The sequence below is a fragment of the Nonomuraea sp. NPDC050478 genome (assembly GCF_044458265.1).
In the GTDB taxonomy this organism is placed as follows: domain Bacteria; phylum Actinomycetota; class Actinomycetes; order Streptosporangiales; family Streptosporangiaceae; genus Nonomuraea; species Nonomuraea ferruginea.
Genome location: NZ_JBITHT010000002.1, coordinates 323,385 through 349,533, shown reverse-complemented (window position 1 = coordinate 349,533; position 26,149 = coordinate 323,385). Strand labels below are relative to the sequence as shown.

The window sequence follows — 26,149 nt, the reverse complement described above, 5'->3', positions numbered from 1 at the left end:
CCGCATGGCGATCTCCGCACATCCCGTGACAGAACCCGTCGCCCACCACGGCGAGGGCCCCGCGTGGCACCCGCGCTGGGGCGGCCTGCGCTGGGTGGACATGCTGGCCGGCGACCTGCTCGCGCTCGACGCGCAGGGGCGCGTGCGGCGCAGGCACGCCGGATCGCTGGCCGCCGTCATCAGGCCGCGCGCGGGCGGCGGGTTCCTCGTCGCCGCCGAACGCGAGCTGCTGCTCGCCGACGCCGACGACCTCCACGCGCCGCTCCGCTCGCTGGGCGAGGCGTGGCAGGACCCGTCGGTGCGGATGAACGAGGGCGGCTGCGACCCCGAGGGCCGCTTCTACATCGGCTCCATGGCCTGGGACGAGACCCCGGGCAAGGGCTCCCTGTACGTGGCCGCGCCCGACGGGTCGCTGACCGTGGTGCTGTCCGGGGTGGGCATCTCCAACGGCCTCGACTTCAGCCCTTCTGGAGACCGCGCCTACTACGCCGACACCATGACCGGCCGGGTGGACGTCCTCGACTACGACCGTGAGCACGGGCTCACCGCGCGCCGCCCGTTCGTCACCGTGGACCGGGGCAAACCCGACGGGCTGACCGTCGACGCCGAGGGCGGCGTGTGGGTGGCGCTCTTCGACGGCGGCGCCGTGCACCGCTACGCCCCCGACGGCACCCTCGACGCGGTGGTCGAGCTGCCGGTGCGGAAGGTCACCGCGGTGACGTTCGGCGGCGACGGCCTGGACCGCCTGTTCATCACCACCTCCGCGGTCGGCGTCGACCGCGCGGAGCAGCCCCTCGCGGGCGCCCTGTTCACGGCCGATCCGGGAGTACGGGGCCGTCCCGTCCTGGAGACGACCCTCTGACCTCCTCCGTCACTCCACGGCGGACAGCGCCTTCAACTGCTCGGTGCGCGTCCGTCCGAGATCGGCGGCCATGGCCAGGGCTCGCGGGTCCGCGCCCGAGTCCCGCTCGCCGCGGGTCACCTTGACCGACTGGTCCAGGTGCGCGCGCACGCTCTCCAGGAACAGCCGGTCGAACGCCTTGCCCCGGGCCCCGCGCATGGCGTCGAGCCGGGCCGCTGTCACCATGCCGGGCATGTCGTGCCCCTCGTGCGCGTTCACGTCCGGCAGCCCCGCCGCGGCGCGCAGCTCGCGCAGCCGGTCCAGCTCGTCGCGGTGCGCCCCGGCCAGCGACGCCGCCAGTTCCCGCACCTCCGGCGTGGAACCGCGCCGGGCGCCCAGGTCCAGCATCGGGAGCGCGCGCCCGGCCATCGGGATCATGAGCTGCAGCCACGCGGCGTCGGTGCCGTTGAACCCGCTCGCCGACGCCACGGGGGTGGGCGGGGGAGCGTGCCCGCCCGTGCCGCACGAGGTGATCAGGAACGCGGCGAGCAGGGCCGCGCACGCCGGGGGACACCGCATGGACTCTCCTGACGACGACGGACGTGAGAGCGCTCTCTCAGAGTAGACGACCAGCGGGGAAGAGCCGGCTCGCGCGGATGGTTGGCATGGACATGGACGAGGTCGACGTGGTGGTGATCGGCGCCGGGCAGGCGGGGCTGTCCAGCGCCTACTTCCTGCGCCGGTTCGGCTACGACCCGCTGGTCCTGGACGCGGACGACGGGCCCGGCGGCGCGTGGCGGCACCGCTCGCCCACGCTCACCATGGACAAGGTCCACGGCGTCTTCGACCTGCCGGGCGTCCGCCGCGACCCGGCCCGCGACGGCGACGACCGGCCCGCCGCATCCGTCGTGCCCGCCTACTACGCCGCCTACGAGCGGGAGCTCGGCCTGGACGTGCGCCGCCCCGCCAAGGTCACCGCCGTCGAGCCGGGCCCCGCCGACCGCCTCCTGATCACCGCCCGCCTCGGCACCGCCGTGACCTCCAGCACCGATGCGGCGTCGGCCGGTGCCGGGGAGGTCGTCGCAGGGTGGGCCGCGCGGGCTGTGGTCAACGCCACCGGCACGTGGACGCGCCCGTACTGGCCCTACTATCCGGGCGCGGCGGATTTCCGCGGCCGGCAGCTGCACTACGTCTCCTATCGCGGGCCCGCCGAGTTCGCCGGGCTGCGGGTGGTCGTGGTGGGCGGCGGCCACTCGGCCGCGCACGTGCTGGCGGAGCTGGCGGGGGTCGCACGGGAGACGTTCTGGGTGACGCGCCGGCCGCCCGACCTGCGGGGCGACGACTTCGGCGAGCAGGCCAGGCGCGAGGCGGTGGCCCAGGTCGAGGCCCGGGTCCGCGCCGGCCTGCCGCCGCGGAGCGTGGTCAGCGTGACCGGCCTCGGCGCCACCCCCGTCGTCCGGCAGGCGCTGGAGGCGGGCGCGCTGCGCCGGTGGCCGATGTTCGAGCGGATCACCCCCGGCGGCGTGGTCTGGCCCGGCGGACGGTACGAGGAAGCCGACGTGATCGTCTGGGCCACCGGCTTCCGGTCGGCGCTGGACCACCTGGCGCCGCTCCGGCTGAGGGAGCCCGGCGGCGGCATCAAGGTCGACGGCACCCGCGCGGTCCGGGAGCCTCGCCTGCACCTGGTCGGATACGGGCCCTCCGCGAGCACGATCGGCGCCAACCGGGCCGGCCGGGAGGTGGCCCGCGCCGTCGACCGGCTCCTCACCAGAGCCGCCGCCTGAGCACCACATCCGATGCGGATAAATCATGATTGGCCACAGGTGAGCGAAAGATCCCCTACTATTTTGCCTCGATAGTGGGCGCGACCGGCCCGTGCAGTCCAGGCCCGGAAACGCGTCCTGCACCACGTGGCGAAGGAGAAGCGTGGCCGTTGCGTCCTCCGCCGGCAGGCGGCGCGGCCTCCTCCGAGTTCTGGGCACGACGGCCCTCCTGACGGCACTCTGTCCCGGCCTGACCGCGGCGGTCCCCCTGACGGCGCTCGCGGACCCGAAGCCCTCGGTCAAGAAGCTGGAGAAGGAGCTGGCCGCACTCCAGAAGGAGTCCGACAAGCTGATCGAGGACTACTACCACGGCCGCCGGGAGCAGCAGCAGGCGGAGAAGGCCGAGAAGGCCGCCCGTGAGAAGCTGGCCGGATCCCAGGAGGTGTTCGACCGGCACGCCACCGAGCTGCGCGCCATGGCGATCACCCAGTACATGACCGGCGGGTCCGAGAACATGGCGCTGCTCACCGGCGTCGAGGACCGGGGCGGCCTGATCCGCAGACTGGCGCTCACCCGGCACCTCGCCGACGAGCAGCACGCCAAGCTGTCGGGCTTCGCCCGGGTGCGCGACGGCCACCGGCAGGCCAAGGAGGAGGCGGAGGCCCGCGCCGACGAGCTGGACGCCACCGTGAAGGACCTCGCCGGCCGGCGCGAGAAGGCCGAAGCCACGATCGAGAAGATCAGGGACAAGATCGACCAGCTGCACAAGGCGCCCGGCCGCCGCTCCGACGGCACGTTCGTGCCGCAGCTCCCCGACGGGTCCGACAACGTCACCCCGCGCATGCGGCTGGTCAAGTCGCTCATCGAGCGACGCTTCGGGACGGGGCCGGGCATCGGCTGCTACCGGCCCATCCAGGACGGTGGCGAGCACCCCCTGGGCCGCGCCTGCGACTTCATGCTCAGCCGGGGCGGCGCCTTCCCCTCGCCGGCCGAGGTCCAGCGCGGCCACGCGATCGCCGAGTGGGCCATCAAGAACGCCCGGCGCCTCGGCATCATGTACATCATCTACCGGCAGCGGATCTGGCACGTCAGGACGGGTTCCTGGCGCGTGATGACCGACCGCGGCGGCACCACGGCCAACCACTACGACCACCCGCACATCTCGGTCTACTAGCCGCGCTTTCCTCGCCGTCGAAGCCGGGACGGCCGGGAAAACGCGGTAAGTCAGCGCTTGCAACCACGGATACAGTGCGCTGCAGGCGCGCGGCATCGCACGAGCAAGCGTCCGGCAGGCGGTCGGCCTTATCAAGGTGGTGCACACCCCGACAGCACACGGGGCCCCCGGGAGAAGCCCGGGGAGCACTCATCCCTCAAGGAGAAGTCATGCGCCGCTCGCTTCGCACCGTTCTCACGCTCGCCGCCGCCTCCGCCGCCACCGCCGTGGTCATGGGCGCTCCGGCCGCCGCCTCGACAGACCCGCAGCCCCTGATCATGAACCCGCCGACGCAGAACTGGGGTTCCTACTACTCCAGCAACTTCAAGGCCAAGGCCAAGGGCACCGTCAAGGCCAACTGGAACCCGGCCCACACCAAGAACGACGTCCGGATCAAGGGCAAGCTGTACGACCTCGACTTCCGCACCCTGCAGCAGGGCGGCAAGTGCGCGTTCGTGCAGATCCGGGTCCACCACCTCTACCAGCCGAACTGGAAGTGGGACGAGGCCGGGGCCTACAAGCTGTGCAACGCCGGCCACGTGAAGAACTTCACGTTCTGGAAGCACAACGTGGACAAGGTCCGCATCCGCGTCAGCCAGATCGGCTACTACAGCAACAACCTCACCAAGCGGGGCGCCTGGCACCAGGTCACCATCTGATCAGACGACCGCGACGAAGAAGGCCCGCTCGCCCGAGCGGGCCTTCTTCCATGACCGGGGGTGCCGGTGGCGCGCACCAAGGTGTACGTATACGTCATGTCGGCTCTGCCGGCCCGGCTGTCGCCCGGGGTTACCATCCGATCCGGCCGTCTCCCACCCCCCAACGGAGATATCCATGAAGACCCGCCATCGCGCCAGGGCGTGCGCGCTCCTGCTCGCCCTCCTCGCCGGGCTGCCGCTCGCCGCCCAGCCCGCCCACGCGGCGCCGGCCAAGCCGCCGCCGCTGTCGACCCCGTGGACGAGCCAGGCCCTCGTCGGCACGCCCTTACCGGAGTACCCCCGCCCCCAGATGACCCGGCCCGACTGGCTGAACCTCAACGGCGAGTGGCAGCTGAGGCAGTCGGCGACCGACGGCGCGCCGCAGTTCGGCGTCACCCTGCCGGAGCGCGTCAACGTCCCGTTCGCGGTCGAGTCCGCCCTGTCGGGCGTGATGCGCCCCGCCGGCGACGACCGCCACTACCTCTTCTACCGCCGGACGTTCACGGTCCCGCCCGCCTGGCAGGGCCGCCGGGTGCAGCTGCACTTCGGCGCGGTCGACTGGGAGGCGTCGGTCTGGGTCAACGGCCGGGCGATGGGCAGCCACCGGGGCGGATACGACCGCTTCGAGTTCGACATCACCGACGCGCTCGACGGCGGCACGAACGAGCTGATCGTCAAGGTGTACGACCCGACCGACTCCGGCCACAACGGCAGCCACCCGGTCATCGGCAAACAGACCCGCGACCCGTCGGCCATCTTCTACACGCCCGTGTCCGGCATCTGGCAGACCGTGTGGCTGGAGCCGACGCCCACGTCGTCCATCTCCAGCGTCGACACGTACCCCAGCCTGAGCGACGACACGCTCCGGGTGCGCGTGTTCACGCGCGGGAACGTCAGCGGGCACTCCGTGCTCGCCGAAGCCCTGGACGGCGCCACCGTCGTCGGCACCGCCACCGGCGCGTTCACCGAGTTCCGCGTGCCCGTGCCGAACGCCCGCCGATGGACGCCTGACGACCCGTTCCTGTACGACCTGCGGATCTCGCTGCGCGACGGCGCCGGGCGGACCGTCGACCGGACCACGCACTACTTCGGCATGCGCGAGGTCGGCAAGCGGCTCGTCAACGGGGTGCTGCGGCCCACGCTCAACGGCGAGTTCGTCTACCACCTCGGCACGCTCGACCAGGGCTACTGGCCGGACGGCCTCTACACCGCGCCCACGGACGCGGCGCTCGCCTTCGACCTGCGGAAGCACAAGGAGCTCGGCTTCACCATGGTGCGCAAGCACATCAAGGTCGAGCCCCAGCGGTGGTACTACCACGCCGACCGGCTCGGCCTGCTGGTGTGGCAGGACATCCCGTCGATGCAGGCGTCCAACAGGAACATCACCCCCGCGCACGCGCAGCAGTTCGAGACCGAGGCGCGGGAGATCGTCGACGAGCACCGCAGCTCACCCGCGGTCGTCGCCTACGTCCCGTTCAACGAGGGCTGGGGCGAGTGGAACCTCGCCGACACCCGCCGCGTCATCCAGAACGTCAAGAACCAGGACCCGACCCGCCTGGTCAACGGGCACAGCGGGTTCAACTGCTGCAACTCGCTGGGCGACCCGGGCAACGGCGACATGGTCGACTGGCACGTGTACACGGGCCCGGACGCTCCCGCGCCCTCCTCCACCCGCGTCTCGATCCTGGGCGAGTTCGGCGGCCTCGGCCTGCGCACGCCGGGTCACGAGTACAGCCCGCACGGCGGCTTCTTCGCCTACGAGCACCTGACCAGCGGCGCGCAGCTCGGCGACCGCTACACCGGCATGGTCCGCGACCTGCGGGAGCTGGTCACCAAGAAGGGCCTGAGCGGGTCCGTCTACACCGAGATCACCGACCTGGAAGGCGAGTACAACGGCCTGATGACCTACGACCGCCGGGTCCAGAAGGTCGACACGAACCAGGTGCGCGCCGCCCACCGGGACCTCCTGGCCGCCGCCGCGAACGAGAACGCGACGCCGCGGCTGACGGCCGGCCACGTGCGCTCGTTCCGCGTGACGACCCCCGCCCACACCGGCGGCTACCTGCGGCACGCCGACTCCGTCGCGCGCACCGACGTGATCACCACGACGAGCCCCGACCTCGCCCGCAGGGACGCGTCGTTCCGCGCCGTGCCCGGCCTGGCCGACGCCCGCTGCCACTCGTTCGAGTCGGTCAACCTCCCCGGCCGCTACCTGCGGCACGCGAACTCGGTGGTGCGGCTCGACGCGAGCACCGGCGGGTCGTTCGCCGCGGACGCCACCTGGTGCGCGCGCCCCGGCCGGACCGGCACGGGCGCCTCGTTCGAATCGCTGAACTTCCCCGGGGCGTTCCTGCGGCACCATTCGGACAACGTCTACCTGGCCAGGCCGAGCGGCCCCAACCCCTTCGACGGCGGCGCCACCTTCGACGCCGACGCCACCTGGGACGTCAGCGCCCCCGCCCTGTGGCGCAGCTCCGCCGACCTCCCCGTGGACGCGCGCCGGTCGCTGCAGGTGCGGACCTGGGGCTTCACCGACCGCTACCTGCGGCACGCCGACAGCCTGGCGTCCACCGCGGTGGTCAACTCCGGCAGCGGCGCGCTGCTGAAGAACGACGCCACGTGGACCATCCGCCGCGGGCTCGCCGACTCCAGCTGCTACGCCTTCGAGTCGGTCAACTACCCGGGACGGTTCCTCCGCCACGCGAACTCGCGCGTGCGCATGGACGCGAACGACGGAAGCGCGCTGTTCGCCCAGGACGCGACCTGGTGCGCCCGGCCCGGCCTGCAGGGCGACGGCGTGACCCTCGAATCGATCAACTATCCGGGTTCGTACCTGCGGCACTACCAAGCGGAGGTGTGGTCGGCGAACGGCACGGGAACCGCGTGGAACCGCCCGCAGACGCTGACGGCCGACAGCACGTGGCAGCTGGCCGCGCCGTGGGCCCCGTGAACGGCCTAGCGAACCCGGCCTCTGGCCTTGAGCCGCGTGCCGGGCAGCGCGGGAGCGGGCAGCGGCGCGCCGTCGTAGCCGCGCACCGTGCCGAACCCGTCGCCCTCCATCCACTCCTTGCGGAAGGCGGTGATCTCGTCGTGGCTCCGGCCGACGAAGTTCCACCACATGACGATCTCCTCGGCGAACGGCTCGCCGCCGACGAGCAGCACCCGCCCGGCGCCGCTCAGCCGCACGACCTCGCGGCCCGGCGGCACGTACAGCAGCGGCCCCGGCGGCAGCGCGGCGACCTCGCCGTCGAGCAGCAGCAGCCCGTGCTCGTACGCGGGATCGAGCGGCACCTCGGCGTCACCGTCGACCGCGATCTCCGCCCCCACGAGCGGGCTGTACGCGGTCGCCGGCGAGCGGATCCCGCCCAGCGCGCCCATGAACACGGTGGCCGCGTAGCCGGGCCCTGACAGCACGGGCAGCACGGCGTGGTGCTCGAAGGCGGGCGCGACCTCCCGGTGCCCGCCGGGCAGCGCCACCCACAGCTGCACCCCGTGCAGCGTGCCCAGCCGCGACTCCTCGGAGTGGGAGATGCCGCGCCCGGCCGTCATGAGGTTGAGACTGCCGGGCCGGATCGCCTGGAGGCTGCCCAGGCTGTCGCGGTGCAGCACCTCGCCGGCCACCAGCCAGCTCACGGTCTGCAGGCCGGTGTGCGGGTGCGGCGCGACCCGCATCTCCGCCTGCTCCGGGCCGTAGGCGTCGACGAAGCACCAGGCGCCGATCATGCGCCGGTGCACGTGGGGGAGTGTCCGCGTCACGGTCATGGCACGCGGGCCGCCGAGCGGCACCGCGCGCCCTTCCAGCGTCTCGCCGCCCGCGCCGCCGCCGGGGCCGCAGAGGATCTCGGAGGGGTCCGGTTCCAGGTTGCTCACCCCCCGACTGTACGGGCCGGGCCCAGCATCTCCCACCAGGTGTCGACGGCGGGGAGGTCCGCGGTGTCGACGGCCTCACCGGGCCTGGGCACCACGAACGGCACGTCACGTGCCTTGGCCTCGTGCCAGAGCCGGTCGACCGGCTCGGCCCACGGGTGCGGCGCCAGCGTGAACGTCGCCCAGTGCACCGGCAGCATCAGCCTCCCGCCGAGGTCGACGGTGGCCGTCACCGCCTCCTCAGGGGTCATGTGGATGTCCGGCCAGGACGGGCTGTAGGCGCCGATCGGCATGATCGTCAGGTCGAACGGCCCGTGGGCGGCGCCGATGCCCCGATAGCCCTGGAAGTATCCCGAGTCGCCCGCGTAGAAGACCCGCCTGGCGGCCCCGGCCACCACCCACGACCCCCACAGCGTGTCGTTGCGGGTGAACGACCGGCCGGAGAAGTGGCGGGCGGCGGTGGCCGTGAACCGCAGCCCGGCCACCTCCGCCTCCTCGTCCCAGTCGAGCTCGATGATCCGGTACGCCGGCACGCCCCAGAGCTCCAGGTGGGCGCCGATGCCCAGAGGGACCAGGAACGGCGCCTTCTGGGTGTGGGTGAGCGCGCGCACCGTGGCCATGTCGAGATGGTCGTAGTGGTCGTGCGAGATCACCACGGCGTCCACCTGGGGCAGCCCGCCGATCGGCACCGGCACCGGATGATGCCGCTTCGGCCCGACCAGCTGCGACGGAGACGGCCGCCGGCTCCACACCGGGTCGAGCAGCACCCGCCTGCCCTCGATCTCCACCAGCGTCGAGGCATGCCCGTACCAGGTCGCGCGCAGCCCGCCGGCAGCGGGCTCACCGGACGGCGGCGCCAGCACCGGGACGGGGCCGGGCGGCCGGCGCAGCTCCTTGTTCCTGAGCAGCCCGGCGATCGCGCCGACCGGCGGCGCGGTCATCAACGTGACCGGTTCCGGCATCCGGTTGAAGAAGACACCGTCACGGAACTGCGGCGAGCGCCGCATCCGGCCCGCTCGGACCGGCCCGGAGCCCAGGGGCCGCAGCCCCAGCTCCGCGGGCACCCGGCGCAGCGCCCAGCCCGCGGCCGCCAGAACCGCGCCACCCGCCAGCACGCGCCGTGCCGTCCGGAAACCCGCCATGCTCACACCCCCTGGAAAACGTCCTCCCGCGTCAACCCGGCGGGAGAGCCCCGATGTTCCCTATCGGTACGATAGATCGCGGAAGATCGGAGCGCGCCGACCGCACCGCCGCCGTGCTCTCCACGTCAACGCTCCTCGCGGCCACGCTCCGGGTGCGGCCACGGGTTCGGGCGGCAGCCGTGCAACGACTTCGACTGCTGCGCCATCACCGGCGCGAGCCGGCCGCGTCTCGGGCACCTGGCGTGGCGGTGGCCGAGCGCGTGCCCCACCTCGTGGTTGATCAGATACCGGCGGTAGGCGGCCAGGTCGCCGCCGTACTGCGGGACGCCCTCGGCCCAGCGGCGCGCGTTGATGACCGAGCGGGAGCCGTTCCAGCAGGACAGGTCGCCGCTGGTCCGCAACGGCACGCACTCGCGGTCGGTGAGCCGCGGGCTGGACAGCGCGACCCGCAACCGCACCGGCGGCCCGTCCACCCGCCGGAACCGGCCCCAGCCGCGCGGGTCGTTGAGCGTCCGGTGCACCTCCGCCGCGAACGCCCGCGTCTCGAACGGCAGCCCCCGCTCAACCTCCACCAGGTAGCGGATCACCTTCCCACGCCCCCGCCTCGCCATCGCGCCGCCCGGGACCACCTCGTACCTCCCCGACGCCTGCCGCGGCACCTCGGGCTCCGCACGCGGCGGCGCGCTCGGCGGCGGCGCGCTCGTCCCCGGAGGAGACGGCGGAGGCTTCGACGGGACCGACACGGCACACCCCGCCACCACGACGAGCAGCACCACCAACGCGCGCAACGACGCCTCCCCACGACCACACGCGGGGGATGTCACAGATCGTACCCACGACGTCACCCCCCTTACCGGCGACCGACAGCCATCAGGGAACCCGGCTGCGCCGGCACCGGTGAAGACGGAGACCAGCGACCCTGCAGCCTTGTCAGAGGGCCCAGGTCAGCGGCCCGACTGTCCTGTCAGAGGACCGAGGCGACGACGCGGCTGGGCTGGTGGTCGGAGGTCAGGGGAGTCGGGGGTGGTATGGGCGGAGGTTGAGGGGTGGTTCCTCGCCCAGTGCCAGTCCGGCCGCTACCCGTCCGGTGAAGGGGCCCGCTGTCAGGCCGTACGCGCCCAGGCCCGTAGCCACGATCACCCGGTCGTTCACCGGTCCGATGAGCGGCGGGCCCGGTGCGTGCACCGGCCGTAACCCCACCCTGGTCTCCGTCACCGTCGCCTCGGAGAGGCCGGGCGCCACCCGGAGGCCCGCACGCAGCACCTCGTCCAGGCCGCCCATGGTGACCCGCGGCGCGAACCCCGCGTCCTCGATCGTCGCCCCCACCACCACCCGCGAGCCCGGGAACCCCAGCAGGTACGGCCCGACGTGGGGCAGCACGATCGGCCACCGCGAGGTGTCCACGCCCTCCAGCGTCACGTGCACGATCTGCCCCCGGCGCGGGAACACCGGCAGCTCCACCCCGAGCCCCCGGCACACCTCCCCGCTCCACGCACCGGCGGCCACGATCACCACGTCGGCCTCGACCAGCGTCCCCTCACCGCCCGCCCCCGGCTCGTCCCCGTACGGTGAGCGGGGTTCGTGCGGGGTGCCCGCCGTAAGCGTGGCCTCCGGCTCGTCCCCGTACGGTGAGCGGGGTTCGTGCGGGGTGCCCGCCGTAAGCGTGGCCTCCGGCTCGTCCCCGTACGGTGAGCCGGGTTCGTGCGGGGCGCCTGCGGCGGCGTCGCGGACGGCCCCGGACGGAGACGCCTCGGACGCCGGATGCGTTCCGTGTGCGGAAGGCGGGCCCTGGGGGGAACCCGGGGTGGCCTGACGCCAGGATTCCCGGTCGGCCGGAGCCCCGGGCGACCCCGTGACGCGCCCGTGGGAGTCCGCCTCACGGACCGCACGCACCAGCACCCCGCCGTCCGAGGTGAGCGTGGCCGTGCCCGTACGCAGCTCCGCCCCCTGACGGATGGCCGCGCGCAGGAGGGCGTCCCGCACCGCCCGCCCGTCCACGCGCGCCGCGCCCGGCACCAGGAGCGCGCTCAGGTCCTCCGCCAGGGGAGGGAACAGGACGGACGGCGCCGCCACGTCCACCACGTCCCCCATCTCCGGCGCCTCCGCGTGCCGCCGGGCCAGCAGGGCGCGCACCGGCTCCAGGTCGGAGGGCTCGCCGGCGACCAGGAGCGCGCCCACCCGCGCGTACCCCAGGGACTCGCCGAGTGACGACACCAGCCCCGGGTAGCGGCGGGCGCCCTCACGGGTCAGCCGGTACCAGTCCTCGTCGTCCGGATGGTCCACCCACGGGCACACGATCCCGGCCCCCGCCTGGGTGGCCTGCCCCGGGTACGCCCCGTCCACCACCGTCACCGGCACGCCGCGCCCGCTCAGCCGGTGAGCCGCGGCGGCCCCGACGATGCCACTCCCGATGACCACGACACGCATGCCCCCATGATCCCATCCGGGTTAACGTCGGAGGATGACAGTCGTACTCATCGGCACCCTCGACACCAAGGGCGAGGAATACGGATGGCTGCGCGACCGGCTGACCGAGCTGGGCCAGGAAGTCGTGGTGATCGACGCGGGCACCGGAGACCCGGGCGTGCCGTACCCCGTCGACCACCCGAACGACCGGGTCGCGGCCGCCGCCGGCGCCGACCTGGAAGCCCTGCGCGCGGCCGGCGACCGGGGGGCGACGGTCACCGCGATGGGCGAGGGCGCGGCGGCGGTGCTGGAAGAGCTGCACGCGGCGGGGCGGGTCTCCGCCGTCCTGGCCGTGGGCGGCAGCGGCGGGTCGTCGATCGCCGCGAGGGCCGTCCGCGACCTGCCGATCGGCCTGCCCAAGCTGATCGTCTCCACGATGGCGTCCGGCGACGTGTCCCCGTACGTGGGAGCGAAGGACGTCACGCTCATGTACAGCGTCGTCGACATCGCGGGCGTCAACCGGCTGTCCCGGGCGATCCTCGGCAACGCCGCCGCCGCGGCCGCCGGGATGGCCGCCGCCTACCGGGAGCAGCGGGCCGCCGAGGGCGACCGGCCGCTCGTCGGGGCGACCATGTTCGGGGTGACCACGCCCGCCGTCGACGCCGCCCGCGAGCGGCTGCGCGAGCTCGGTTACGAGGTGCTGGTGTTCCACGCCACCGGGGGCGGCGGCCGCGCCATGGAAGGGCTCGCCGCAAGCGGCATGCTCGCCGGGGTGCTCGACCTGACCACCACCGAGCTGGCCGACGACCTGGTGGGAGGCGTGCTGTCGGCCGGGCCCGACCGGCTGACCGCCGCCGGACGGCACGGCGTGCCGCAGGTGGTCGCGCCCGGAGCCCTCGACATGGTCAACTTCGGGCCGCGCGACACCGTCCCCGAGCGGTTCGGCCGCCGCAACCTGTACGTGCACAACCCCACCGTGACCCTCATGCGCACCACCCCGGAGGAGATGGCCGAGCTGGGCCGCAGGGTGGCGGCCAAGCTGGCCGGGGCGAGCGGACCGGCCGAGCTGTTCGTGCCGCTCAAGGGGGTGTCCGCGCTCGACGCCGAGGGCATGCCCTTCCACGACCCGGAGGCGGACGGGGCCTGCTTCGCCGCGCTGGCGTCCTTCCCCTCGACCGTGCGGCTCGACCTGCACATCAACGACCCGGAGTTCGGGCGGGCGATGGCCGACCGGCTCCACGAGATGATCGGAGGCAAGCGGTGAACCGGCAGACAGTGCTCGAACGGCTCCACGCGACCGTCGCGGAGGGCAGGCCGGTGATCGGCGCGGGCGCGGGCACCGGGCTGTCCGCCAAGTGCGCGGAGTCCGGCGGCGTCGACCTGATCATCATCTACAACTCCGGCCGCTACCGGATGGCCGGGCGCGGCTCGCTCGCCGGGCTGCTCCCGTACGGCGACGCCAACCAGATCGTGGTCGAGATGGCCGCCGAGGTGCTGCCCGTGGTGAAGGACACCCCGGTGCTGGCCGGGGTCTGCGGCACCGACCCGTTCCGGGTCATGCCGCGCTTCCTCGACCAGCTCAAGGCCATGGGATTCGCCGGCGTGCAGAACTTCCCGACGGTCGGTCTGTACGACGGCGTGTTCCGGCAGAACCTGGAGGAGACCGGCATGGGGTACGACCTCGAGGTCGAGATGGTCAGGCTGGCGCGCGAGCGGGAGCTGGTGACGGCGCCGTACGTGTTCGACGAGGACCAGGCGCGGGCCATGACCGAGGCCGGGGCCGACGTGCTCGTGCCGCATGTCGGGCTGACCACCAAGGGCAGCATCGGCGCCGGCACCTCGCTCACCCTCGACGAGGCCGTGACCCGCGTGCAGGCGATGCGCGACGCGGCCGTCGCCGTCCGGCCCGACGTCCTCGTCCTGTGTCACGGTGGGCCGATCGCCGAGCCGCAGGACGCCCAGCACGTGCTCGCGCGCACCAAGGGCGTGGCCGGCTTCTTCGGCGCGTCCTCCGTCGAGCGCCTGCCCACCGAGCGGGCCATCACCGAGCAGGTCGCCGCCTTCAAGAACCTGGAGATCTGATGCTCATCAATCCCGACGCGGTCCCGACGATGACGTTCGGCTGGGGCTCGATCAAGTGGTTCGTCACTCCGTCGGCGATCGCCGGCGCGGGCAGCACCCTGGGCGAGGTCATCGTGAACCCCGGCATGGGCCACGCCCGCCACAACCACCCGGACGCCGAGGAGGTCCTGTACGTGATCTCCGGCGAGGCCCGCCAGATGGTCGGCGACGGCGAGGAGTTCCCGATCCGCGAGGGCGACGCCGTGCACATCCCGGCGGGCGTCTACCATTCGACGTTCAACACCACCTGGCGCCCGCTCCGCCTGATCGTCACCTACACGCCGGGCGGCGAGGAGAAGGCCCTGGAAGCCGCCCCCGACTTCCACCTCCACCAGGCGGGGGACATCCCCGCCTGGCGCCCCGCCTGACCGCCGCGGGACTCACCGCGGGACTCACCGTCCCGCGGCCCACCCGTACGTCCTCATCAGCAGCGCGGCCAGCCGCGTGAACCGGTCGGCGTCGAGCACCGCGCCCTCGCGCCGGATGTCGTCCTCGTCCAGCTCGAACACCCGGTCCAGCCGGACGTACGAGGTCTTGCCGTCGCGGCCCCAGGCGCCCAGCTCGTACCAGTCGGGCCCGTCGTCGCCCCGGCTGGACAGCATCATGCCCAGCAGCCTGCGCCCGCTCCGGCCCACCACGAGCAGCGGCCGGTCCTTGCCCCGCGACGGGTCCTCCTCGTACGGCACCCAGGCCCACACGATCTCGCCGGGATCGGCGAGCCCGTCGAGGTCGGGCGAGTAGGCCAGCGTGGCGGCCTCCCGCAGGGACCGCACCTCCCGCACGGCGCCCCTGACGGGCCGCGGGTCCTCTCCAATGTCACGCACCCGCGGATTCTACGGGCCGCCCCGCCCGCCCAGCACCCGCGGTCACACCGGATCGTCAGAGGCTCGCTCTCGCCAGCCGGGTGACGGCGGCGAAGCGGGCCAGCTCATCGGGGGCGGGATCCTCGGTGAGCAGGCCGAGCGCCACGAGCCTGAACGCCAGCGCGCGGGCGAGCCAGCGCGGCGCGTCCTCGCCGATGGCCTCCACCAGGTCCGGTTCGGCGTCGTGGTAGAGAAGGGCGTCCGCGACGACGATCGCGTCCGCGTAAGGGGCGGGCCGCCAGTAGGGGGAGAAGTCGATCACCGCGGGCGGGCTGCCCCGGTGGAAGAGCACGTTGCCCGTCAGGTCGCCGTGCACGAGCTGGGCGGGCGCGGCGACCGGCGCGATCAGCCCGAGGAGTTCGGCCAGCATCGGCCCGGCGTCCCCCCGGAGCGCGACGTCCTCCTCCTGCCACGCCACCCGGTCCGCGACGGCCCATGGGTGTACGCGCCGGTCCAGCAGATCGGGGCGCGGCACGTCCCGCAACGCCTCGTGGAAGGCCCGGCCGACCGCCAGCAGCGACGCCCACCTCCTGGTTCCCGTCCGGCCGGGGAGGAGCTCGGACGCCGTCCACCCGCCGACCACGTACGTGCCGGAACCGGCCCTGATCGGCCGGGGGACGCGGAAGGACACCGACGGCGGCAGGCGCTCGAACAACCCGGCGCTCCACTCGGCCTCCTCGCGGCCGTCGACCGGCTTCAGCACCGCGCCGCCGACCCGTACGGCGCGGCCCTCACCACCGGGCAGCGGCTCGGGGACGCCGGTAAGGCCGAATGCGGCGAGCACGCCCGCGGGCGGTAGGACCGTCATATCTCCGATCTTCGCCGCCCCGCGAGGATGTTCAAGAGCCGGGGCGCCCGAGCCGCACGACCTGGCCGGGCGGCTCTCCTCTAGAATCTCATTCTGTGACGTCCCCGTTCTTCACCTCCCAAGGCGCCGAGTTCGTCCCGGCCGCCCACGCGCACAGCCCCTGGTCGCCGGGCATGCTGCACGGCCGCCTGCTCGGCGGGCTGGCGGCCCGCGCCATCGAGTCCCGCTACGCCGACCCCGACCTGCACGTCGCCCGGCTCACCGTCGACCTGTTCCGCAACAGCCCGATGCTGCCGGTCACGGTCGAGACCGCGCTCGTCAGGGACGGGCGGCGGATCCGGGTGGCCGACGCGACGATCCGCACCGAGCAGGGAGTGATCGGCCGCGTGAGCGCCGTCCTGCTGCGCACCAGCGAGCAGCCGGAGAACCAGCCGGTGCTCACCGACCCGTGGGACGAGACCCCGCCCGACGGCCCCCCGGAGCCCTCGACGGGCTGGGAGCCGCCGTTCGAGATGTGGTGGGTGCCCGGCCAACGGCGGTTGTGGATGCGCGAGGACCGCCCGCTCGTCGACGACGAGAAGCTCACCCCGATCGTGCGCACGGCCCTCGCCGGCGACTTCGCCAGCCCGCTCACCTCCATGGCCGAGGGCGGCGTGGCCTTCATCAACGCCGACTACACGCTCACCCTCGCCCGGATGCCCGGGAGCGAGCTGATCGGCATGGAGGCCACCGGCCGGGTCGCCGCCGCCGGCGTCGCCACCGGCCAGGTCACCCTGCACGACACCACCGGCCCGTTCGGGTTCTGCGTGGTCACCGCCCTGGCCAACCCGGTGCCGCTGCGCGGCTGATCAGGCGGGCCGCTCCGCGCGGTCGCCGGACCAGTCGGTGTGGAAGGCGCCCTCCCGGTCGACGCGCAGGTACGTGTGCGCGCCGAAATAGTCGCGCAGCCCCTGCACCAGCGCGGCCGGGAGCCGGTCGCGGCGCAGCCCGTCGTAGTAGGCCAGCGCCGAGGAGAAACCGGGCGTCGGCACGCCGATCTGGACCGCCGTGGTGACCACCCGCCGCCACGACTCCTGCGCCACGCCCAGCGCGGCCGCGAACGTCGGGTCGGCCAGCAGCGTCGGCAGGGTCCGGTCGGCGTCGTAGGCGGCGCGGATCCGGTCCAGGAACTTGGCCCGGATGATGCAGCCGCCGCGCCAGATCGTCGCCATCGCGCCCAGGTCCAGGTCCCAGCCGTACTCCTTGGACGCGGCCGCCATCTGGTCGAAGCCCTGCGCGTACGCGACGATCTTGGACGCGTACAGCGCCTGGCGCACGTCCTCGATCAGCTCCTTGGCGCCCACCCCGGACACCGACGGGCCCGCCAGCTCCCTGGCCGCCGCCCGCTGCTCGGGATGGCCCGACAGCGCCCGCGCGAACACCGCCTCGGCGATGCCCGTCACCGGCACGCCCAGCTCCAGCGCGCTCTGCACGGTCCACCGGCCGGTGCCCTTCTGCTCGGCCCGGTCGACCACGACGTCCACGAACGGCTTCCCGGTCTCCGCGTCCACCTGGTCGAGCACCTCGGCGGTGATCTCGATCAGGTACGAGTCCAGCTCGCCCCGGTTCCACTCGCGGAACACCTCCGCCAGCTCGGCCGGGGTGGCGCCGAGCGCCTGGCGCAGCAGGTCGTAGGACTCGGCGATCAGCTGCATGTCCGAGTACTCGATGCCGTTGTGGACCATCTTCACGAAGTGGCCGGCGCCGTCGGGGCCCACGTGCACCGCGCACGGCACCCCGTCGACCTGGGCCGCGATGTCCTGAAGGATCGGGCCGAGCGCCTCCCACGACTCCTTCGACCCGCCCGGCATGATGCTCGGGCCGTTCAGCGCGCCCTCCTCGCCCCCGGAGATGCCGGTGCCGACGAAGTGGATGCCCTTGGCGCGCAGCGCGGCCTCCCGCCGCCGGGTGTCCTCGAAGTGCGCGTTGCCGCCGTCGACGATCATGTCGCCCGGCTCCATCAGCTCCGCGAGCGCGTCGATCACGGCGTCGGTGCCCGCGCCGGCCTTCACCATGATGATCGCCCGCCGCGGCCGCTTCAGCGACGCCACGAAGTCGGCCAGCTCCTCCGACGGCACGAACGTGCCCTCGCCGCCGAACTCCCGCACCAGCGCGTGCGTGCGCGACGCCGACCGGTTGTGCACCGCCACCGCGTAGCCGTGCCTGGCCAGGTTGCGGGCCAGGTTGCGGCCCATGACGGCCAGGCCGGTGACGCCGATGTCTGCCAAGTCCATGTGAAAGCTCCTCTATGGGTGGTACGCAGGCTCCAGCCCACAGGTTCGGGCCGGTATTCCCGCTAGTAGTCGCCGTGCCGGACGCCCAGCTCGTCCAGCCGGTCGAGCATGTCGGCCGGGTCGGCGTACACCCGGAACGCCCCCGTACGCTCAAGCTCGTCCCTGCCGTAGCCGCCGGACAGCAACCCGATCCCCAGCGAGCCGGCGCGGCGCGCGGCGAGCAGGTCCCAGATGCTGTCGCCCACCACCATGGCATGCGCCGGATCGGCCCGCAGCAGCGCGGCTCCGGCCAGGAACAGGTCCGGGTCCGGCTTGGCCCGGCGCACCAGGTCGCGCGTCACCAGCGGCGCGTCATCCGGCAGCCCCAGCATGCCCAGCGCCAGCCGGGCCGTGCGGGCGTACCCGCTGGTCGCGATCGCCCACGGCACGCCCCGCGACGACAGCTCCGCCAGCAGCTCCGGCGCGCCCGGCAGCGGCCGCACCGACTCGACCTGCTGCTCGTACGCGTCGGCGTGCGTCGTCTGCAACTCGTCGATCTGCGCCTGGGTGAGCTTCAGCCCGGTCTCGCGCAGCAGCGCGTTCACGAACAGGCCGCCGCTCATGCCGATGCGCCGGTGGATGCGCCACACCGCGAGGTCGATGCCCATCCCCGACAGGGCCTGCCGCCAGGCGATGACGTGCTGGTAGACGCTGTCGATGAGGGTGCCGTCGAGGTCGAAGAGAAACGCCGGAGCGGGCGCCTCGGGGAAGTCGTGCATACCCCCATGACACCATGGGGCCATGAGGATCATCATCGCGGGCGGACACGGGCAGATCGCGTTGCGGCTGGCCAGGCTGCTCGGCTCCGCCGCCGTCGGCCTGGTCCGCAACCCCGCGCACGTCCCCGACGTCGAGGCCGCCGGCGCCCGGGCGGTGGTGTGCGACCTGGAGAAGGCGAGCCCCGACGAGGTCGCCGGGATCGTGCGCGGCGCCGACGCGATCGTGTTCGCCGCCGGCGCCGGCCCCGGCAGCGGCGCCGCCCGCAAGGACACCGTCGACCGGGGGGCGTCCGTGCTCATGGCCGACGCCGCCGAGCGGGCCGGCGTGCGCACGTTCGTCCAGATCTCCTCCATGGGCGCGGGCCGGCCGCCCGCGGCCGGCACCGACGAGGTGTGGGCCGCCTACATCACGGCCAAGACCGAGGCCGAGGACGACCTGCGCCGCCGCGACCTCGACTGGACCATCGTGCGCCCCGGCCGCCTCACCGACGAGCCCGGCACCGGCCGGGTCCGGCTCGAACCGGAGGTGCCGCCCGGCTCGGTGCCCCGCGACGACGTGGCCGCCGTCGTCGCCGCCCTGCTGACCGCTCCCGGCCGGCGCACGCTCGAACTCGTCTCCGGCGACACGCCCATCCCCGAAGCCGTCGCCTCAAGGTGAACGGTCAGCGGCCGTCCAGGGCCGCGCGGGCCAGTTCCCTGCACTCCTCCAGCGTGTGACGGGCCAGGGCGTCGCGGACGGCGGGGACGCAGACGGGCGCCATCGAGAGGCTCGTCACGCCGAGACCGGCCAGGATGGGGGCGAGCCTCGCGTCGCCGGCCGCCTCGCCGCAGACGCCCACCGGTTTGCCGGCCGCGCGGCCCGCCTCGGCGCAGAGCTCGACCAGGCGCAGCAGGGCCGGCTGGGCCGGGTCCAGCAGGTCGGCCAGCGCGGGATGCTGCCGGTCGGCGGCGTAGGTGTACTGGCTCAGGTCGTTGGTGCCGATGCTCAGGAAATCCACCTCGCGCAGCAGACGGTCGGCCAGGAGGGCCGCGGCCGGGACCTCCACCATCGCGCCCACCCGGGCGATGCCGCGGGCGCGGGCGCGGCGCGCGAAGGCGGCGGCCTCACCGGGGGTGCTGACCATCGGGGCCATCACCCACGCCTCGGCCCCGGTGCGGCGGGCCGCCTCGGCGATCGCGTCCAGCTGGGTGTCCAGGACGTCCGGCAGCACCCGGTCCACGCGCAGACCGCGGACGCCCAGCGCCGGGTTCGGCTCCTCGGGCAGCCCGAGGAACGGCAGCGGCTTGTCGGTGCCGGCGTCGAGGGTGCGCACCACGACGTACGGGACGGCGGTGAAGACGTCGGCATAGGCCGTGACCTGCTCCTCGTACGTGGGCGCCTGCTTGCGGTCCAGGAACAGGAACTCGGTGCGGAACAGGCCGACGCCCTCCCCGTCCGGGCGCAGGTCGGCGGCCGAGCCGATGTTGAGCAGCAGCTTGACCGGATGGCCGTCGGCGGTCCTGCCGGGGCCGCTGGTGGCCGCGAGCCGGGCCCGCTCGGCGCTGTCCTGCTCGCGGACGCGTGCCGCGTCCTCCTCCGTGACGCCCGTGACGATCTCGCCGGTGGCGCCGTCCACCGCGATGTACGTGCCGTCCACCAGGTGCGCGGCGCCCGCGCACGCCACCACGGCGGGCAGCCCGCGGCCGCGGGCCAGGATCGCCGTGTGGCTGGTCGGGCCGCCCTTCACCGTCACCAGCGCCAGCACGTCCGGGCCCAGCCCGGCGGTGTCGGCGGGGGAGAGGTCCTCGGCGACCAGCACGAACGGGTGCCCCGGCGACGGCACGCCCGGCATCGGCACGCCGAGGGCAGCGGCCACCGCGCGGTGCTTGAGGTCGTCCAGGTCGGCGGCCCGCTCGGCGAGGTAGCCGCCCAGCGCGGCGAGCGCCTCGCGGTGACGGGCGAAGGCCGCGTCCAGGGCGTGCGGGGCGTCCAGTCCGTCGCGCACCCCCTGCTCGGCCTCCTCCTTGAGCATGGGGTCGTCGGCCATCATGGCCAGCGCGTCGAGGATCTCCGCGGCGCCGCGGTCACCGCCCGCCACGGCGGCGGAGCGCCGGCGCAGGTCCTCGGCGACCGCCTCCAGCGCCTCGCCGACGACGGCGAGCTCGGCGCCGGTGTCGGTGACGGGGTTCGGGGCGGGCAGCGCCGGGGGCCCGGCCATGCGCAGGCACGGACCCGCCGTCCGCCCCGGGCTGACCCCCAGCCCGGCCAGCGAGGCCGGGCCGGAGGGCTGGAGGTCAGGCATCCAGGGCCTCTTCCGCGTCCAGATCACGGGACAGAAGGGTCACCAGGGCTTCGAGGGCCTCGTCGGCGCCGGGGGCGTCCGACTCCAGGGTCACCTCGGTGCCGTGGACGGCGCCCAGCGACAGCACGCCCAGCATGCTGTGGGCAGGGACCGACTTCTCCCCGACCCGGATGCGCACGGGCACCCCCAGCCGCGCCGCCTCCTGGACGAACAGTTTGGCGGGCCGGGCGTGCAGCCCGCTGGCCGACGCGACGGCCACGGTCCTCTCGGGCATGGGTGCCTCCTCACGGTTCGATGGTGACCTTGATGGCCGCGCCCTGGCTGACCAGGCCGATCCCGTCCAGCACCCGCGACAGCGGGAGCCGGTGGGTGATCAGGTCGGCGACCGGCACGGCGCCCTCGGCGATCAGGCGGAGGGCCTCGGCGTTGTGGCCGGGGCTGGAGCCGTTGGCGCCGACGATGGTCAGCTCCCGGTAGTGCACCAGGTTCGAGTCCAGCCGGATGAACGGGTCGTCCTTCGGCAGACCGCCGAAGAAGCTGATGCGTCCCTGGCGGGCGGTCATCAGCACGGCCTGCTCCTGGGCGGCGCCGGCCGCGGCCGCGGTGATGACCACGTCCGCGCCCCGGCCGCCGGTCAGCTTGAGCACCTGCTCCACCGGGTCGGCGTCGATCGCGGCGTCGGGGCGTACCAGCTCGGCCGCCATCGCGAGCCGGTCGGTGTTCACGTCCACGAGGAACACCCGGGCGGCGCCGCGCGCCCGCGCCAGCCGCACGTGCAGGCAGCCGATCGGGCCCGCTCCCATCACCACCACATCGTCACCCGTACCCACCCGGGCCAGGGCCTGCCCGTTGAGCACGCACGCCAGCGGCTCGGCCACCGACGCCTCGGCGAACCCGACGCCGGACGGGATCGCGTTCACCCCGTTCACGGCCAGCACCTTGGCCGGGATGATCATGTATTCGGCGAAGCCGCCGTCGTAGTGGTAGCCCATCGACTCCTGGTTCGGGCACACGGTCATGCGGCCGTGCGCGCAGTCGGGGCAGGCGCCGCACGGGATGGCGGCGATCACCTGCACCCGCTCGCCGGTGTCCACCACCTCGCCGGCGATCTCGTGGCCCATCACCCGGGGCGGCCGGATGTGGTGGTGGCCGAACTTGTAGATCTTCGCGTCGGTGCCGCACGTCGAGCAGTTGCGCACCCGGATCTTCAGCTCGCCGGGGCCGGCGACCGGCTCCGGCGCGTCCTCGATCCGGATGTCGCCCGGCGCGTGGAATCTGGCGACCTTCACGTCAACTCCTCTATCACCTGGTGTGCTTCCGTCGCCTCGCGCAGCGTCCGCGCCCGGTCCGGGTCGAGGAGGATCTCGGCGAGCGCGGCCAGCAGCGGCACGTGGCCGTCGTCCTTGGCCGCGATCCCGACGCAGACCGTGACGGGCTCGCCGTCCCAGTCGACGCCGCCGGGGAACCGCACGACGCAGATCGCGTCGCGCCTGACGTCCTCCTTGGCGGCCGCGGTGCCGTGCGGGATGGCCACGCCCTCCCCGACGTACGTGGAGATCGAGCGCTCGCGCTCCAGCATCGCGTCGATGTACGGCTCCGCGACCGCGCCGATGTCGACCAGGACCCGCCCGCAGCGCCGGATGGCCTCCTCGCGGTCGGCCGCGCTCTCGTGCAGCAGCACCGCGCGCGGGTCGAGCAGGTCCTCACGCATCGACCGTGCCGCCGCTCTTGATCGTGGCGACGAGCTTGGTCACGGCCGGGTCGCCCAGGAAGATCTGGAACGGCACCAGCACCTTGCCCGGCGCCGCCGCCCTGGCCCTGGCGGCCAGCCCGGCGTGGCAGAGCACGACGTCGGCGTCGGCGGGGATGTTGTTGACCGGCGTGTGCTCGACGGCGACCCCGGAGTCCTTGAGCTGCTTGCGGAGCTGGCTGGCGAGCATCACGCTGCTGCCCATCCCCGCGTCGCAGGCAACGATGATCTTGTGAATGTCCTTGCTGTCGATGCTGGGCATGCTTCACGCCTCCTTGCTGGCGGTACGGGTCTCGGTCTGCGCGGGCTCGCCGGAGTCGCGGCGCTCGCCGTTGGCGGGCTGCTCGCCGGGGGTGTCCGCCACGACGTCCGGCACGGTGTCGTCGGCGCCGGCCCGGTGGGAGCCGGCGGGTTCGGGAGCGCCCTCGGCCGGCAGGTCTCCGGCGGGCTCCTCCTTCTCGCCGCGGCCGAAGCCCAGCAGCAGCGCGGCCAGGGCGAACGACACGGCCGTGGCGACCACGATGCCCGCGATGGACGCGAACAGGCCGCCGCGCGGCGTGACGGCCAGGTAGGCGAAGATGCTGCCCGGCGACGGCGTGGCGACCAGACCGGCGCCGGTGACCATGAAGGTGAACACGCCGGCCATGCCGCCGCCGATGACGGCCAGGATGAGGCGGGGCTTCATCAGCACGTACGGGAAGTAGATCTCGTGGATGCCGCCGAAGAAGTGGATGATCATCGCGGGCGGCGTGCTGGGCCGCATGGCCCGCGGGCCGAAGAACATGAAGGCGAGGAGCAGGCCGAGGCCGGGGCCGGGGTTCGACTCCAGCATGAACAGGATCGACTTGCCGGTCTCCGCCGCCTGGGTCACGCCGAGCGGGCCGAGGACGCCGTGGTTGACGGCGTTGTTGAGGAACAGGACCTTGGCCGGCTCGATCAGCACGGACGCGAAGGGCAGCAGGCCGGTGGCGATCAGCCAGCCGACCGCGTCCTCCGCGGCGCCGGTGATCACCTGCACGATCGGGCCGATGCCCAGCACGCCGGCCACCGCCATCGCGCCGCCGATGATGCCCGCGGAGAAGTTGTCCACCAGCATCTCGAACCCGGCCCGGGTCCGCGCTTCGGTGAACGCGTCCACCTTCTTCAGGATCCAGGCGGTGAGCGGACCGATGATCATCGCGCCGAGGAACATCGGGGCGTCCGCTCCCACCACGACGCCCATCGCGGCCACGGCGCCCACCACGGCCCCGCGCTGGCCGTGCACCATCCGGCCGCCCGTATAGGCGATGAGGACCGGCAGCAGGACCTTGATGATCGGGTCGATCATCGCGCCGAGCGCCGCGTTGGGCACCCAGCCGGTGGGGATGAACAGGGCGGTGATGAGACCCCAGGCGATGAACGCGCCGATGTTCGGCATGATCATCCCCGCCAGGTGACCGCCGATCCGCTGGATCGTGGCTTTGGCGCCGGTTCCGTAGACCGGGGGAGTATAGGTGTCGGCCATGGGACATTGCTCCTTCGGGGGGTGAGCAGGCTCGTGCGTGGGTGAGCCGTAAGTCAGCGGGGGGACGGCGGCGGATGCGGCGCCGCCCCGGTGGCCGCCGCGCGCACCGTCACGGGGGTACGGGGGAGCGGCGAGATGAGGAGGCGGGCGGGGTCGGGGCGGGAGACGCGGACGGCGTCGCGGCGGATGTCCGCGGGCCCCGGCATGCGGCTGCCCGGCAGGCTGACCGCGGCGGCGCCCCAGGCGAGCGCCTCCACCAGCGCCGTCTCGCCGCTTCCGCCGCCCGCGAGGAACCCGGCGAGCATGGCGTCGCCCGCGCCGACCGCGTTGCGGGGCTCGGCGACGGGCGCTTCCCCGTACCAGCACCCGCCGTCCTCGACGAGCACGGCGCCGTCGGCGCCGAGACTGGCCAGCACGGTACGCGCGCCCGCCGCCCGCAGCTTGGCCGCGGCCGCCACCACGTCGCCGACGCAGGTGATCGCCACGCCGGTGGCGTCGGCCAGCTCCTCCAGGTTGGGTTTGATCAGCGCGGGCGCGGCGCCGAGCGCGCGGGTGAGCGGCGGGCCGCTGGTGTCGACCGCGACGTGGATGCCCGCCCCGGCGAACCGGCGGCACAACCGGGCGTAGACGTCGCCGGGCACCTCGGGCGGCAGGCTGCCGGAGGCGACCACCCAGTCGGCCTCGCGCGCCTCGGCCAGCACGGAGTCGGCGATCGTGTCGAGCTCGCCGGGGGAGAGCGCCGTACCCGGCTCGTTGATCTTGGTGACGGTCCCGTCGGGCTCGGCCAGCGTCACGTTCGACCTGGTCCGGCCGGCCACCGGCACGGTCACCATGTCCAGGCCCTCCTGCCGGAGCAGGTGCACGAGCTGCCGTCCCTCGTCGCCGCCGAACGGCACCACGGCGCGCGAGGCGACCGCGTTGGCCAGCAGGGCGCGGGAGACGTTCACGCCCTTGCCGCCGGGGTCGAGGCGGGCGGCGGCGGCGCGGATGACCGCGCCGCGGTCCAGCGCGGCGATCTCGATCGTGCGGTCCAGGCTGGGATTGAGCGTCAGGGTCACGATCATGCGCGGACCACCTGCGGTCCGGCGGCGGACAGTTCGGCGGCGAGCGCGTCGTCCACTCCGGCGTCGGTGATCACCACGTCGATCTCGCTCAGCGCGGCGAAGCTCGCCAGGTAGGTGTTGGTGAACTTGGTGTGGTCGGCGAGCAGCACGCTGCGCTCGGCGGCCCGCACCATCGCCCGCTTGATCGCCGCCTCGGCCGGGTCGGGCGTGGTCAGGCCCTTCTCGGCCGAGCAGCCGTTGGTGGCCATGAACGCCACGTCCACGTGCAGGTGCGCCAGCGGCTGCAGCGCCCAGTCGTCCACCGTCGCGAGGGTGCGGCCGCGTACCCGCCCGCCGAGCATGATCACGTTGAGATTGCTCCGCGCGGCCAGCACGGTGGCGAGCGGCGGCGAGTTGACCACCACGGTGAGCTCGCGGTCGGCGGGCAGCACGCCGACCAGGCGGCCCGTCGTGGTGCCCGCGTCGATGATGACCGAACCGTCGTCGGGCAGCTCGGCCAGGGCGGCCTTGGCGATGCGCTCCTTCTCCGCGGTCATCACCTCGTCGCGGGTGGCGAGCGCGGGCTCGAAGCCGAGCCGTTCCACGGGGATGGCGCCGCCGTGCACGCGGCGCAGCACGCCGGCCCGCTCCAGCGCCGTCAGGTCGCGGCGGATGGTCTCGGTGGTGACGTCGAGCTCGGCCGCCAGCGACACCACGTCGACGCGGCCCGCCACGCGCGCCCTGCGCAGGATGTCCTGCTGCCGCTCCTCGGCGTACATGATGTTGGTTCACCGCCGTTTCGGGTTGGTTTCCCCTT

General features: G+C 73.7%; 27 protein-coding genes. 10 read left to right on the top strand and 17 right to left on the bottom strand.

Annotation, left to right across the window (positions count from 1 at the left end; genetic code table 11):
- The first annotated feature begins 4 nt into the window (after positions 1-4).
- Positions 5-862 carry an SMP-30/gluconolactonase/LRE family protein gene (locus ACIBF7_RS09650; protein WP_397196877.1) on the top strand — a complete coding sequence of 286 codons (858 nt, stop codon included), beginning with the start codon at positions 5-7 and terminating at the stop codon, positions 860-862.
- Between the two features lie 9 nt (positions 863-871).
- On the opposite strand, the gene ACIBF7_RS09645 is transcribed toward ACIBF7_RS09650, so the two are convergent.
- Positions 872-1,420 carry a DUF305 domain-containing protein gene (locus ACIBF7_RS09645; protein ID WP_397196876.1) on the bottom strand — a complete coding sequence of 183 codons (549 nt, stop codon included), beginning with the start codon at positions 1,418-1,420 and terminating at the stop codon, positions 872-874.
- Positions 1,421-1,506: 86 nt separating this feature from the next.
- On the opposite strand from ACIBF7_RS09645, the gene ACIBF7_RS09640 reads away from it, so the two are divergent.
- The 4 genes from ACIBF7_RS09640 to ACIBF7_RS09625 all read left to right on the top strand — a co-directional run bounded on the left by ACIBF7_RS09640 (position 1,507) and on the right by ACIBF7_RS09625 (position 7,465).
- A complete protein-coding gene (locus ACIBF7_RS09640; protein ID WP_397196875.1) occupies positions 1,507-2,625 on the top strand; it encodes an FAD-dependent oxidoreductase in 1,119 nt (372 codons plus the stop codon).
- A 142-nt stretch (positions 2,626-2,767) separates the two neighbouring features.
- Positions 2,768-3,778, top strand: coding sequence for a hypothetical protein (locus tag ACIBF7_RS09635; protein WP_271276237.1), 1,011 nt, complete (start codon positions 2,768-2,770; stop codon positions 3,776-3,778).
- 209 nt (positions 3,779-3,987) lie between these two features.
- Complete coding sequence (locus ACIBF7_RS09630; protein ID WP_271276238.1) at positions 3,988-4,476, top strand: hypothetical protein; 489 nt, start codon at positions 3,988-3,990, stop codon at positions 4,474-4,476.
- A 175-nt stretch (positions 4,477-4,651) separates the two neighbouring features.
- Positions 4,652-7,465: an AbfB domain-containing protein gene (locus ACIBF7_RS09625; protein ID WP_397196874.1), complete on the top strand. Its 2,814-nt coding sequence runs from the start codon at positions 4,652-4,654 to the stop codon at positions 7,463-7,465.
- 5 nt (positions 7,466-7,470) lie between these two features.
- Here ACIBF7_RS09625 and ACIBF7_RS09620 read toward each other — a convergent pair whose 3' ends face one another.
- From ACIBF7_RS09620 to ACIBF7_RS09605, 4 genes are all read right to left on the bottom strand, one after another.
- Positions 7,471-8,385: a pirin family protein gene (locus ACIBF7_RS09620; protein WP_397196873.1), complete on the bottom strand. Its 915-nt coding sequence runs from the start codon at positions 8,383-8,385 to the stop codon at positions 7,471-7,473.
- A complete protein-coding gene (locus ACIBF7_RS09615) occupies positions 8,382-9,524 on the bottom strand; it encodes an MBL fold metallo-hydrolase (RefSeq protein WP_148032050.1) in 1,143 nt (380 codons plus the stop codon). The genes ACIBF7_RS09620 and ACIBF7_RS09615 overlap by 4 nt, the downstream gene beginning before the upstream one ends.
- 125 nt (positions 9,525-9,649) lie before the next feature.
- Positions 9,650-10,312, bottom strand: coding sequence for a DUF3152 domain-containing protein (locus tag ACIBF7_RS09610; protein WP_397196871.1), 663 nt, complete (start codon positions 10,310-10,312; stop codon positions 9,650-9,652).
- A 220-nt stretch (positions 10,313-10,532) separates the two neighbouring features.
- Positions 10,533-11,951: an FAD-dependent oxidoreductase gene (locus ACIBF7_RS09605; RefSeq protein WP_397196870.1), complete on the bottom strand. Its 1,419-nt coding sequence runs from the start codon at positions 11,949-11,951 to the stop codon at positions 10,533-10,535.
- 34 nt (positions 11,952-11,985) lie between these two features.
- Here ACIBF7_RS09605 and ACIBF7_RS09600 point away from each other — a divergent pair, with 34 nt between their 5' ends.
- The 3 genes from ACIBF7_RS09600 to ACIBF7_RS09590 are packed head-to-tail and all read left to right on the top strand — an operon-like array spanning position 11,986 to position 14,419.
- On the top strand, positions 11,986-13,194 hold the full coding sequence (locus ACIBF7_RS09600; protein ID WP_397196869.1) for a Tm-1-like ATP-binding domain-containing protein: 1,209 nt from the start codon (positions 11,986-11,988) through the stop codon (positions 13,192-13,194).
- Complete coding sequence (locus tag ACIBF7_RS09595; protein WP_219544339.1) at positions 13,191-14,012, top strand: phosphoenolpyruvate hydrolase family protein; 822 nt, start codon at positions 13,191-13,193, stop codon at positions 14,010-14,012. Before ACIBF7_RS09600 ends, ACIBF7_RS09595 begins: the two co-directional genes overlap by 4 nt.
- Positions 14,012-14,419 carry a cupin domain-containing protein gene (locus tag ACIBF7_RS09590; RefSeq protein ID WP_148032045.1) on the top strand — a complete coding sequence of 136 codons (408 nt, stop codon included), beginning with the start codon at positions 14,012-14,014 and terminating at the stop codon, positions 14,417-14,419. The genes ACIBF7_RS09595 and ACIBF7_RS09590 overlap by 1 nt, the downstream gene beginning before the upstream one ends.
- Before the next feature lie 24 nt (positions 14,420-14,443).
- Here the strand turns inward: ACIBF7_RS09590 and ACIBF7_RS09585 are convergent, their stop codons facing one another.
- On the bottom strand, positions 14,444-14,875 hold the full coding sequence (locus ACIBF7_RS09585) for a type II toxin-antitoxin system PemK/MazF family toxin (RefSeq protein WP_148032044.1): 432 nt from the start codon (positions 14,873-14,875) through the stop codon (positions 14,444-14,446).
- A 55-nt stretch (positions 14,876-14,930) separates the two neighbouring features.
- Positions 14,931-15,722 carry a TIGR02569 family protein gene (locus ACIBF7_RS09580; RefSeq protein ID WP_397196868.1) on the bottom strand — a complete coding sequence of 264 codons (792 nt, stop codon included), beginning with the start codon at positions 15,720-15,722 and terminating at the stop codon, positions 14,931-14,933.
- Between the two features lie 95 nt (positions 15,723-15,817).
- Between ACIBF7_RS09580 and ACIBF7_RS09575 the strand changes: the two genes are divergently transcribed.
- Complete coding sequence (locus ACIBF7_RS09575; protein WP_261808599.1) at positions 15,818-16,570, top strand: thioesterase family protein; 753 nt, start codon at positions 15,818-15,820, stop codon at positions 16,568-16,570.
- Here ACIBF7_RS09575 and gndA read toward each other — a convergent pair whose 3' ends face one another.
- A complete protein-coding gene (gene gndA, locus ACIBF7_RS09570; RefSeq protein WP_148032041.1) occupies positions 16,571-17,995 on the bottom strand; it encodes an NADP-dependent phosphogluconate dehydrogenase in 1,425 nt (474 codons plus the stop codon).
- A gap of 62 nt (positions 17,996-18,057) precedes the next feature.
- Positions 18,058-18,753, bottom strand: coding sequence for an HAD family hydrolase (locus tag ACIBF7_RS09565; RefSeq protein WP_148032040.1), 696 nt, complete (start codon positions 18,751-18,753; stop codon positions 18,058-18,060).
- Positions 18,754-18,775: 22 nt separating this feature from the next.
- Between ACIBF7_RS09565 and ACIBF7_RS09560 the strand changes: the two genes are divergently transcribed.
- Complete coding sequence (locus ACIBF7_RS09560; RefSeq protein ID WP_397196867.1) at positions 18,776-19,411, top strand: NAD(P)H-binding protein; 636 nt, start codon at positions 18,776-18,778, stop codon at positions 19,409-19,411.
- A 4-nt stretch (positions 19,412-19,415) separates the two neighbouring features.
- Here ACIBF7_RS09560 and ptsP read toward each other — a convergent pair whose 3' ends face one another.
- From ptsP to ACIBF7_RS09520, 8 genes are read right to left on the bottom strand one after another with little or no spacing between them, the layout of a single operon-like run.
- The gene (gene ptsP, locus ACIBF7_RS09555) at positions 19,416-21,035 is read right to left on the bottom strand and encodes a phosphoenolpyruvate--protein phosphotransferase (protein WP_397196866.1); all 1,620 of its coding nucleotides are present in this window, start codon (positions 21,033-21,035) and stop codon (positions 19,416-19,418) included.
- The gene (locus ACIBF7_RS09550) at positions 21,028-21,309 is read right to left on the bottom strand and encodes an HPr family phosphocarrier protein (RefSeq protein WP_397196865.1); all 282 of its coding nucleotides are present in this window, start codon (positions 21,307-21,309) and stop codon (positions 21,028-21,030) included. The genes ptsP and ACIBF7_RS09550 overlap by 8 nt, the downstream gene beginning before the upstream one ends.
- A 10-nt stretch (positions 21,310-21,319) precedes the next feature.
- Positions 21,320-22,324, bottom strand: coding sequence for a zinc-binding dehydrogenase (locus ACIBF7_RS09545; RefSeq protein ID WP_271276246.1), 1,005 nt, complete (start codon positions 22,322-22,324; stop codon positions 21,320-21,322).
- Positions 22,321-22,746: a PTS sugar transporter subunit IIA gene (locus ACIBF7_RS09540; protein ID WP_148032035.1), complete on the bottom strand. Its 426-nt coding sequence runs from the start codon at positions 22,744-22,746 to the stop codon at positions 22,321-22,323. The genes ACIBF7_RS09545 and ACIBF7_RS09540 overlap by 4 nt, the downstream gene beginning before the upstream one ends.
- Complete coding sequence (locus ACIBF7_RS09535) at positions 22,739-23,047, bottom strand: PTS lactose transporter subunit IIB (RefSeq protein WP_148032034.1); 309 nt, start codon at positions 23,045-23,047, stop codon at positions 22,739-22,741. The genes ACIBF7_RS09540 and ACIBF7_RS09535 overlap by 8 nt, the downstream gene beginning before the upstream one ends.
- A 3-nt stretch (positions 23,048-23,050) precedes the next feature.
- Positions 23,051-24,289, bottom strand: a complete 1,239-nt coding sequence (mtlA, locus tag ACIBF7_RS09530) for a mannitol-specific PTS transporter subunit IIC (protein ID WP_397196864.1) — start codon at positions 24,287-24,289, stop codon at positions 23,051-23,053.
- 53 nt (positions 24,290-24,342) lie between these two features.
- A complete protein-coding gene (pfkB, locus tag ACIBF7_RS09525; RefSeq protein ID WP_397196863.1) occupies positions 24,343-25,353 on the bottom strand; it encodes a 1-phosphofructokinase in 1,011 nt (336 codons plus the stop codon).
- A complete protein-coding gene (locus ACIBF7_RS09520; RefSeq protein ID WP_148032031.1) occupies positions 25,350-26,111 on the bottom strand; it encodes a DeoR/GlpR family DNA-binding transcription regulator in 762 nt (253 codons plus the stop codon). The genes pfkB and ACIBF7_RS09520 overlap by 4 nt, the downstream gene beginning before the upstream one ends.
- Between the last annotated feature and the right edge of the window lie 38 nt (positions 26,112-26,149).

What these genes read in the sequence shown, in the direction of transcription:
- ACIBF7_RS09565 (WP_148032040.1), bottom strand. Translation starts at nt 18,753, where the DNA reads ATGCACGACTTCCCCGAGGCGCCCGCTCCGGCGTTTCTCTTCGACCTC.
- ACIBF7_RS09520 (WP_148032031.1), bottom strand. Translation starts at nt 26,111, where the DNA reads ATGTACGCCGAGGAGCGGCAGCAGGACATCCTGCGCAGGGCGCGCGTG.
- mtlA (WP_397196864.1), bottom strand. Translation starts at nt 24,289, where the DNA reads ATGGCCGACACCTATACTCCCCCGGTCTACGGAACCGGCGCCAAAGCC.
- ACIBF7_RS09590 (WP_148032045.1), top strand. Translation starts at nt 14,012, where the DNA reads ATGCTCATCAATCCCGACGCGGTCCCGACGATGACGTTCGGCTGGGGC.
- ACIBF7_RS09630 (WP_271276238.1), top strand. Translation starts at nt 3,988, where the DNA reads ATGCGCCGCTCGCTTCGCACCGTTCTCACGCTCGCCGCCGCCTCCGCC.
- ACIBF7_RS09605 (WP_397196870.1), bottom strand. Translation starts at nt 11,951, where the DNA reads ATGCGTGTCGTGGTCATCGGGAGTGGCATCGTCGGGGCCGCCGCGGCT.
- ACIBF7_RS09640 (WP_397196875.1), top strand. Translation starts at nt 1,507, where the DNA reads ATGGACATGGACGAGGTCGACGTGGTGGTGATCGGCGCCGGGCAGGCG.
- ACIBF7_RS09645 (WP_397196876.1), bottom strand. Translation starts at nt 1,420, where the DNA reads ATGCGGTGTCCCCCGGCGTGCGCGGCCCTGCTCGCCGCGTTCCTGATC.
- ACIBF7_RS09560 (WP_397196867.1), top strand. Translation starts at nt 18,776, where the DNA reads ATGAGGATCATCATCGCGGGCGGACACGGGCAGATCGCGTTGCGGCTG.
- ACIBF7_RS09535 (WP_148032034.1), bottom strand. Translation starts at nt 23,047, where the DNA reads ATGCCCAGCATCGACAGCAAGGACATTCACAAGATCATCGTTGCCTGC.
- ACIBF7_RS09550 (WP_397196865.1), bottom strand. Translation starts at nt 21,309, where the DNA reads ATGCCCGAGAGGACCGTGGCCGTCGCGTCGGCCAGCGGGCTGCACGCC.
- ACIBF7_RS09625 (WP_397196874.1), top strand. Translation starts at nt 4,652, where the DNA reads ATGAAGACCCGCCATCGCGCCAGGGCGTGCGCGCTCCTGCTCGCCCTC.
- ACIBF7_RS09580 (WP_397196868.1), bottom strand. Translation starts at nt 15,722, where the DNA reads ATGACGGTCCTACCGCCCGCGGGCGTGCTCGCCGCATTCGGCCTTACC.
- gndA (WP_148032041.1), bottom strand. Translation starts at nt 17,995, where the DNA reads ATGGACTTGGCAGACATCGGCGTCACCGGCCTGGCCGTCATGGGCCGC.
- ACIBF7_RS09540 (WP_148032035.1), bottom strand. Translation starts at nt 22,746, where the DNA reads ATGCGTGAGGACCTGCTCGACCCGCGCGCGGTGCTGCTGCACGAGAGC.
- ACIBF7_RS09615 (WP_148032050.1), bottom strand. Translation starts at nt 9,524, where the DNA reads ATGGCGGGTTTCCGGACGGCACGGCGCGTGCTGGCGGGTGGCGCGGTT.
- pfkB (WP_397196863.1), bottom strand. Translation starts at nt 25,353, where the DNA reads ATGATCGTGACCCTGACGCTCAATCCCAGCCTGGACCGCACGATCGAG.
- ACIBF7_RS09650 (WP_397196877.1), top strand. Translation starts at nt 5, where the DNA reads ATGGCGATCTCCGCACATCCCGTGACAGAACCCGTCGCCCACCACGGC.
- ptsP (WP_397196866.1), bottom strand. Translation starts at nt 21,035, where the DNA reads ATGCCTGACCTCCAGCCCTCCGGCCCGGCCTCGCTGGCCGGGCTGGGG.
- ACIBF7_RS09600 (WP_397196869.1), top strand. Translation starts at nt 11,986, where the DNA reads ATGACAGTCGTACTCATCGGCACCCTCGACACCAAGGGCGAGGAATAC.